The 8,488-nt window shown below is 54.2% G+C and carries 9 protein-coding genes and 1 pseudogene; 4 read left to right on the top strand and 6 right to left on the bottom strand.

Annotated features, from left to right (window positions below):
- Positions 1-280: 280 nt before the first annotated feature.
- Positions 281-1,429, bottom strand: a complete 1,149-nt coding sequence (gene yiaY, locus A462_RS31890; protein ID WP_008430225.1) for an L-threonine dehydrogenase — start codon at positions 1,427-1,429, stop codon at positions 281-283.
- Between the two features lie 390 nt (positions 1,430-1,819).
- Between yiaY and A462_RS34735 the strand changes: the two are divergent.
- Together A462_RS34735 and A462_RS31895 are read left to right on the top strand one after the other, a co-directional pair.
- Positions 1,820-1,948: pseudogene (locus A462_RS34735) on the top strand (DUF6691 family protein); the annotation flags it as partial.
- Positions 1,949-1,995: 47 nt separating this feature from the next.
- Positions 1,996-2,772, top strand: a complete 777-nt coding sequence (locus tag A462_RS31895; RefSeq protein WP_008430223.1) for a nucleotidyltransferase domain-containing protein — start codon at positions 1,996-1,998, stop codon at positions 2,770-2,772.
- A gap of 225 nt (positions 2,773-2,997) precedes the next feature.
- Here the strand turns inward: A462_RS31895 and A462_RS31900 are convergent, their stop codons facing one another.
- The 4 genes from A462_RS31900 to A462_RS31915 form a co-directional block, all read right to left on the bottom strand.
- Entirely contained in the window at positions 2,998-3,297 is a 300-nt protein-coding gene (locus A462_RS31900) for a hypothetical protein (RefSeq protein WP_003212641.1), read from the bottom strand.
- 680 nt (positions 3,298-3,977) lie between these two features.
- Positions 3,978-4,433 (bottom strand): MaoC family dehydratase, encoded by a 456-nt coding sequence (locus A462_RS31905; protein WP_003212629.1) that lies wholly within the window; start codon positions 4,431-4,433, stop codon positions 3,978-3,980.
- A 16-nt stretch (positions 4,434-4,449) separates the two neighbouring features.
- The gene (panB, locus tag A462_RS31910) at positions 4,450-5,283 is read right to left on the bottom strand and encodes a 3-methyl-2-oxobutanoate hydroxymethyltransferase (protein WP_008430222.1); all 834 of its coding nucleotides are present in this window, start codon (positions 5,281-5,283) and stop codon (positions 4,450-4,452) included.
- Positions 5,284-5,297: 14 nt separating this feature from the next.
- The gene (locus A462_RS31915) at positions 5,298-5,918 is read right to left on the bottom strand and encodes a LysE family translocator (protein WP_003212633.1); all 621 of its coding nucleotides are present in this window, start codon (positions 5,916-5,918) and stop codon (positions 5,298-5,300) included.
- Between the two features lie 131 nt (positions 5,919-6,049).
- On the opposite strand from A462_RS31915, the gene A462_RS31920 reads away from it, so the two are divergent.
- Positions 6,050-6,505 carry an Lrp/AsnC family transcriptional regulator gene (locus A462_RS31920; protein ID WP_003212635.1) on the top strand — a complete coding sequence of 152 codons (456 nt, stop codon included), beginning with the start codon at positions 6,050-6,052 and terminating at the stop codon, positions 6,503-6,505.
- A gap of 145 nt (positions 6,506-6,650) precedes the next feature.
- Here the strand turns inward: A462_RS31920 and A462_RS31925 are convergent, their stop codons facing one another.
- Positions 6,651-7,163, bottom strand: a complete 513-nt coding sequence (locus tag A462_RS31925) for an SRPBCC domain-containing protein (protein ID WP_003212637.1) — start codon at positions 7,161-7,163, stop codon at positions 6,651-6,653.
- An 87-nt stretch (positions 7,164-7,250) separates the two neighbouring features.
- On the opposite strand from A462_RS31925, the gene A462_RS32995 reads away from it, so the two are divergent.
- A complete protein-coding gene (locus A462_RS32995; RefSeq protein ID WP_008430215.1) occupies positions 7,251-8,159 on the top strand; it encodes a LysR family transcriptional regulator in 909 nt (302 codons plus the stop codon).
- Positions 8,160-8,488: the final 329 nt, after the last annotated feature.

Genomic DNA, 8,488 nt, shown 5'->3' with positions numbered 1-8,488 from the left:
CGACGGCCTCGCCCGTGACTCCCACCGCCTTTGCCAACTCGGCCAGGATCTGGCTCACGCCAGCGGCACCCTGGAAAAAGGCGCGCGCCACCAACTGGCGGAAATCGCCCAGATGACCGGTTCCATGCAGCGCATGGACTAATGGCCGACAGTAGCCGCTCATGACAGACCACTTCCAGCCAAGCCAGTGAGCCACTCCAACCCTATCGGCGAACAAAACCAAAACACCCCGCACTTCAACCAAAGGCGGGGCGTTCTCTCCAGCATCACTTCACATCAATCACATCGCCGTATGAAAAATCTGCTCAATCTCATCCTGATTGGCAGGACGCGGATTGGTAAAGCCGCAGGCATCTTTCATCGCATTGGTTGCCAGGGTCGGAATATCGTCAGCCTTCACACCCAGCTCAACAAGCCCGCTCGGAATCCCCACATCCGCAGACAGTTTACGGATGGCCGTGATAGCCGCCGCAGCGCCCTTGTCCGCATCCAAATGCTGAGTCTCAACCCCCATCGCATGAGCGATATCCTTAAACCGGGCCGGGCATACGCTGGCGTTGAAGCTCGACACATGGGGCAGCAGGATCGCGTTGCACACGCCGTGAGGCAGGTCGTAGAACCCGCCCAGTTGGTGCGCCATGGCGTGCACGTAACCCAGCGAAGCATTGTTGAAGGCCATGCCGGCAAGGAATTGCGCGTAGGCCATGTTTTCCCGGGCGGTCATGTTGTCACCCTGGGCAACGGCGGTGCGCAGGTTGGCCGAGATCAATTCGATGGCTTTGAGTGCACAGGCATCGGTGATCGGCGTGGCCGCCGTCGACACGTAGGCTTCGACGGCGTGGGTCAGTGCGTCCATGCCGGTGGCGGCGGTCAGGCCTTTGGGCATGGCGGCCATCAGCGAGGGGTCGTTGACGGATAACAGGGGGGTGACGTTGCGGTCGACGATGGCCATTTTCACGTGGCGGACTTCGTCGGTGATGATGCAGAAACGGGTCATTTCACTCGCCGTGCCGGCGGTGGTGTTGATGGCGATCAGTGGCATTTGTGGTTTGGCGGATTGGTCGACGCCTTCGTAGTCGCTGATGTGCCCACCGTTGGCGGCGCACAGGGCAATGCCCTTGGCGCAGTCATGGGGGGAACCGCCGCCCAGGGAAATAATGAAATCACAGTCGCTGCGGGCCAGCAATTCAAGGCCCTTTTCCACGTTGCTGACGGTCGGATTCGGTTTGGCGCCGTCAAACAGGGTGGAGTCGATGTCTTGCTGGGCCAGCAGGCCGGCGACCTTGGCCGCCACGCCGGCTTTGGCCAGGCCGGCATCGGTGACGATCAAGGCTTTGCGGAACCCGTACTTGCGGATTGCGAGCATCGCCTCGTCGAGGCTGCCAATGCCCATCATGTTCACGGAAGGAATGAAGAAGGTGCTACTCATGATAAATCCTCTTTTTATTATGGAGACACGGGAGTCAGTGAGGTTTTCTACTCATCTCGCAGGTGATGCGACGCCTCTTGTTGTCATCGTTGACGATCACAAAGCTGAGCCTAAACCTATGGCGTCAGACCGAAATGGTCCTTTAGCGGGCATTGACACCTCCTTTAGTACTGGAAGCAGGGCTTCACCCATTCCATGGGGGGCGGCAGCAAAATCTGACTTGCGCAGACCCCGACCCGCACGGATGGTTATGATGGTTCGCTGATCAACAGCCCTCACCCACTCTCCTGTGCAGGAACTGCAAAATGAGCATTGATTGGATCAACTTCACGCCTTGGGCTTCATTAGGCGCAGGCGCCTTGATCGGGCTGTCCGTCAGCGTGTTTGTTCTCGGGTATCTGCCCTGGGCCTGCGGTCGCCCTTCTGTTTACCGGGCACTGGCAAATTCTCATCTTCGTAGTGGCGATGCTGGCGGGTATGTACGTGTTTTCCAGCCTGGAAGGCCGGCGCACGTCTTGATGGGGTTTGACCCCGATTTTTACTGAACGCAACTCAAGGACGGCTTCATGGAACGACTCCAACCTCGTGGCACTGATGCGGACGGTTATATCCTCACCGTGTCCAACGTCGAGACGCAGCCACAGTTTCAGGCTTTGCTGACGGACGTTTGCATGACGCTCGCGCGGCCGGAACCTCTGCTGGACGGGATTTATCTTTATGGCAGTGTCGCGAGAGGCGACGCCGTGCCGGGGTTTTCTGACCTTGACCTAACCCTTATTCTGCACAGCCCACCTACGTCGCAGGATCTGGAAATGCTGGAGTCGAAAAGGCGCACGCTGGAAAGTCGGCATGCCGAAGTCACCAAGATCGATTTCGATATCGGTAGTCGTGCTGAAGTATTGGCACCTGACAATCGATTGAGCTGGGGGTATTGGCTCAAGCATCACTGTCGTTGCTTATGGGGCAATGATCTGACCCAACGCTTCGACCGGTTCAAGCCGTCGCGCGATATCGCCATTGCCGTGAATGGTGACTTTGAATCCGTACTGACCCGGTATGCCGACCTTATCGACCAGGCGACCACACCGACGCAATCGCTGCGCTTGCAGCGAGAAGCTTCGCGCAAACTCATCCGGTCAACTCAAGTGCTTCGCTCTGAACAGGACCTGATGTGGCCGCAAACACTGGAAGAGCTTGTCGAGCAGTTTGTTCAGCATTACCCGAGTATGAAAATGCAGATCTCTTTTTTCTTGTCCCAGGCAAGGAACCCGGATGCCAAGCCAAAGAAATTTACGACTCAGCTCCATCATTTTTTGACCTGGATGGCTACACAAACCGGTTGAGTCCATAACGCGCCTATGAAATCAGGGGCGATTCATGTACCTACAGACGGGTTATCACGCATGCCATTACCGCGAAATTCGATATCCATAACCTGTTGGCTGCTCCGTGGTGTTACTGAATTGAGTGAGTCATCCTAAGCGTTCCTGGATCATCATCGGAAGATACGCTTCCAAGCGACAACAGGCTTTGGATCAACTTCCGCTGAATGACCGATACTCCTCTTCTTATTGATGAGTATCAGCCTCCTCTGCGGGATAAAACTCGCCCTCCTTCCCCATTTTTTTCAGCCGTTCGCGCACAATTACCTCGACGCTGGCTACGGCGGTTTGATCGTCAGGGTTGACCAACTGCAAGCACAGGCGTTGGACATTCTGATCGTGGGTGCCCTCGCTCATCATCTCGTGGGTGAAGACCTGTTCGCCACGCCATAGGCATAGCTGGGTATGCGTCCCGCCAAGCCATATTTCGTTGATTGATCCAAGGTCGGTGGTCTCTAGTTGATCGACGGTGATTGTCTTATCCATTGCGCTGTACCTTACCCATGAGTAGATACAGGTAGACTTGCCGGCATAGCGGGTCGTTCCACGCGTTGGCAGTTCAACCGGGCTAATGGTGGTTAAGCACGTCCCGGTTGGAACCAGGACAATTGACGATTGAAGGCGGACAGTACGAGCCGAGAAGGGCCATCACATGACTGATCCTGCTGTTTTACATGCAAATGACCGCGCTTGGATCAACTTTGATCTCCCCTCCTCGGGCCGATACTGCCAGCTCACAGATGGCATGCAGCCTACGGAACGACCGGCTGCTATCGGCCAAAAGCAGTCATACGCGATTCATAAAACTGCCCATTAAAAGGGGAATCATTTAGCAGGTCTTTGATTGATTGCACCGATCAGACGGCCCCACTATTCCCGTTACGCTATACGTCAGCACGGCCCGATTTTTTTTGTGTCATTTGGGGAGAGAAACCTGGCGTCCGCCAGGTGAGATGAAGCATTACGGTTGCACAAAGTGCGAAGGGCAATCCCACCAAGATCGACACTTTGTAGGCCAGCAATAGTCCCGCTGCGCAACCAACGAAAGCGGCTAAAACGAGAAAGCCGGCGTCTGCCATTTCCGTTCCCGGTCGAATAATTAATTTTAGTAAGCCATGCATCTGTAAATTCTCTACAAAAGGTGTTTTTGCATCGCCCTGATAGGCCTAGGTCTCATCAATCGTTATTGATACAAGTAGTTCTCTCTCGGCGTCATTGGGAATTAACCCTGTCGTTTCCGCGAGCAAGACAGCCAGGCCGCTACTGTTGGTCACGATTACCTCGGCTTGAGCCCGATTACCCTCATCGATCCCCATAATTTTCCACACGCATGTAAGCTCATCCCCGATATAAACGGGGCGCTTGAAGCGCAGATTCATGGAGGTAGCCAACCACCCCAACTGCCCTCCGATCTCTGTGATCAATGTCGCAGTAAGCAAACCGTGAGCGATGACACCATCAAAGCCTTTAGCCTCTGCATACTTGGCATCGGAATGCACTGGGTTGTGATCGCGCGATAGCGCTTCAAACTGGACGATGTCTGCGTCCGAAAAAGTGCGTTTGATTTCAAAAGTGTCACCTTCCTCCAGGCCTGCTATCGCCTTCTGGCGCAGTGTGCTCATTGCGATCTCCGATGCTCTAAAAAGTATGTTCTGGCCCAGGGAATGAGCCCGATTCGACATCTTTAGCAAAGGCTTGAGCAGCGTCACTCATCACCTTTCTCATATCCGCATACTGCTTGACGAATCGCGGCAACTGACCATCCCTTAGCCCCGCCATGTCCTGCCAGACAAGCACCTGTGCATCGCAGCCATTACCAGCACCAATTCCTACGGTAGGGATGGAGACTGTCTCGGTGATCCTCGTTGCTACATCGCCTGGCACCATCTCTATCAGCAGGCCAAACGCCCCAGCACGCTCGAAGGCAACGCTCAAATCAATCAACCGCTCCGCGTCTTCGCCTTTGCCCTGGATGCGGTATCCGCCCAGCTGATGTTCTGCCTGTGGGGTAAAACCGATATGGGCCATAACTGGTATGCCAGCGGCTACCAACATCTCTACCTGCGCAAGCATCTCGATCCCACCTTCGAGCTTTACGGCATGAGCGCCGCCTTCCTTCATGAAGCGCACTGCGGTATGGAAGCATTGCTCAGGCGATCCCTGATAAGAGCCAAAGGGCAAATCGGCAATGACCAACGCCCGTTTGGTAGCACTCGAAACCGCCCTGACAAGAGGAAGCATCTCGTCAACTGTTATTGCCAATGTCGAGTTATGTCCAAACACGTTGTTGGCAGCGGAATCGCCTACGAGCAGCACTGGAATTCCTGCCGCCTCAAACACTGACGCGGCGTACATGTCATAAGCAGTCAACATGGCCCATTTCTGACCCCGTGCCTTCATGTCCTGTAAATGTGGAATTCGTACCCTTGCGCGAGGAGGGCTGTTATAGGGGGCGTTGATTTGATCAGACATTTCACTTCCTCAATTCAAATGGCCAGCCGCTCGGCAGCTAGAACCACAGCGATTACGATCATCGCGGCTCCCGATATCCGACTCACATTGGTTGCCGCTGCTGGTCGTGAAGCAAGCACCGCACCAGCGCCATAGCCGACCGCGAGATAGACGACACCGCAACTGACACCATGAATCAGGCCTAGAGCGACAATCTGAGCCCCTACTGGCCATGCGGTTGACGCATCAGTGAACTGAGGTAGTAGCGCTAGGAACAACAATAGGACTTTCGGGTTGAGACCGCTGACGCATAGTCCTTTTATCGCCCAGGCCATCCAGGCACCTTCATCGTGGGATGTCCCTTGAGCAGGCAGCGAAGGCTTGAGCAACATGTTGAGGCCGAGCCATAAGAGATAGGCCGCCCCCATCAGCGTTAACGTCAGCAATGCATAGGGAATTTTGACCAGCACTCCCCCCACACCTGCGGCGACGATCAGCGTGGCCACAAGATGGCCGGAAAGCATGCCGACTACGGCGGGTAAGACGCGGCCTCGCAAACCTGCCGAAATCGCGTAGGCCCAGTCGACCCCAGGCGTGATAACAAACAAAAATGATACGGCCCAAAACGCCATAATCAGAGAAACACTCACGATCAAATCCTTCCTCTTCCATCAATTCAAAGCGCCGCTTGGCCCTGAAAAACCGTGATAGAAGGATAATGAAAGCGAAGTGGTATTATCTTTCGAAGATACCTGTAGAAGCTAAACGAATTAGAAGGTTTTTCTTAATGGATCGTGTAGACAAGAAGATTCTTGCGCAACTGCAGCAAGATGGCCGTCAGTCACTGACGGAGCTGGCCGACCGCGTAGGTCTAAGTTTGTCTCCATGCCATCGACGCGTTCGGGCGATGGAAGATCTGGGAGTGATCAAGGGTTATCGAGCTCAACTATCCGCGACTGAGTTAGGACTCAATTTCTCGTCCCTGGTATTCGTGACGCTCCGAGAGGGACACCAAAAAGCAGTAGCTGATTTTGAAGATGCTTTACCGCGAATTCCTTACATCGTCCAAGCTCAGAGACTTTTTGGCGATCCTGATTACCTGCTGATGGTGGTGACAGCAGATCTTCCTGCATTTCAAAAACTATACGATGAGGAACTGTCGAGGTTACCCAACGTACAGCGTCTGACATCGACGTTGGTGATGAAGCACGTGATCATTGATCGTCCGCTGCCGTTGGAATGAAGTTCAAATATTGCGGATAACGCAGGGAAGTCGTCAGGCTTTTGTCGAATCGCCCCAGAGCTGAGACACGGATGCTCTGGGGCCGGACTTAGAATGCCTAATCTGACCGCATCTGAGGCCCACGGCTAAAGACTAAATTCAGAGGTTAAAGGCTGGGAGACAAGCGTGCCGCACCCACCAAGCCGTCCAGCCATTCCTGATGACCGTTGATCATCGGATTGGGTTTGGCCTTGGCGAGATTCTCCGCTGGTTTACCCTTCTGTGTTTCCTGAGTCAGGATGCGCACTCGTCCACCAGAGAGGTCTTCAATAAGCCAGGCATGGTGAACGTCCAGCCGAGCGTCACCCTCACCCGACCAGCCATGCCACGCAATTCGTCCTGGAGAGGTTAGAGTTGGCGGCACGCACTCATTGCATAAAGCCTCGACCGGAAAGCCGAACGTTTCGAAGTAGAAAAATACCCCGTCTTGCAGATCCGGCCCGATGTGATCATGAAACTGGATGTTTGCCGAGTTGGCGTAGTACGACGGCCATCTCTGCGCCTGGGTGAGCAGAGGCCATACCTGTGCGGCACTCAATCCCGCGATGATGACCTCGTTAGAGACAAAGTTTTCGGTAAAACCTGGCAGGTAGCCCTCAGGCCAAATGATCTGATTCATGGTTATGCAGCGCTCAGTTGATGAATTGAGACCATGATGGGTGTAGGCTAGAAATAAGACCAATCGCTATGTTTTATTTTGCGCATCATGAATCCTGATATCAGAAATCTAGATCTCAACCTCCTCAAAGCACTGGATGCGTTGCTTGATGAACGTAGCGTTACGCGAGCCGCAAATCGACTATCGCTTACCCAGCCTGCTGTGAGCGGCATGCTCAGCAGGCTCCGAGAAAGCTTCGCCGATCCGCTGTTCGTGCGCGCCCAGCGCGGCATCGTGCCGACGTCGCGTGCAGAGCAGCTTGCAGCGCCGGTTAAGAAATTGCTGGCAGATATTGAAGGTATGCTTCAGCCGCAAAGCTTTGATCCGTTGACGGCGAGCATGACGATAAGGATTGCTTCGACCGACTATGCATTGCGTGCAGTGGTCGTACCGTTTCTCAACGCGCTAAGAATACAAGCGCCGAACATCCGCGTTAGTGTCCAGCCCGTGGATCATCAAGAGCTTCAAAATCAGCTGGATCGAGGTGAGATCGATCTCGCATTGGTTACCCCTGAAGCGGTAACACCAGGATTGCATGCTATCGCACTCTTTGATGAAAGCTATGTATGCGTAATGCGCACTGATCACCCAGATGCGCTGAATGGCAGGCTTTCACTGGATCGATTCTGCGCATTGGATCACGCCTTGGTTTCCCCGGCAGGGGGCGGTTTTCATGGAGTGACGGATGATGCTCTGGAAAAACTTGGAAGATCACGTCGAGTGACAGTGTCGGTGACCAGCTTTCTGGTACTTCCAGAAATTCTAACGTACAGCGACATAATCGCTGTCGTGCCGCGTCGATTGGCAGTGAACAACATCGGGCTCAAATCAATAGAGCCGCCTGTTGAAATTCCAGGCTTCAGAAAAATCTTGGCCTGGCATGAACGAACTCAGCGCGACGCAGGCCATCGCTGGGTGCGGTCACTTATCGTTGAAACACTACGGACACTCGATTGAAGCAAACGGGGTGGCCAAACATGCAAAGTCGTCGTGGCAGCTGCGGTTTAGAGACCAGTTCCGTTGTGTCAAAAACCCAAGCTCGGTGTCCATAACCAGCTCAGTTTCCAGACCGTCTGTGACGGAGTCGTTCTTGGGCTCGCGGGCACCTTCGAGTTATTGTCTGTTACTGATAGCCGCCCCTTGCGAGCGTCAGCAATGGATAGATAACGACCATATACTAATGGCTGCTTATGGCCGATTGCAGCCCCTCGTGACAAGCAGCTTCTGGCTTATCCCCCCTAAAGCCCCACCCAACACCGCCGATAACCTCCTACCACCAATCACCC

The sequence above is a fragment of the Pseudomonas sp. Ag1 genome, from assembly GCF_000278565.1.
Lineage (GTDB): Bacteria > Pseudomonadota > Gammaproteobacteria > Pseudomonadales > Pseudomonadaceae > Aquipseudomonas.
Note: the sequence above shows the minus strand (reverse complement) of the source record. Positions and strands in the feature narration are given on the sequence as shown.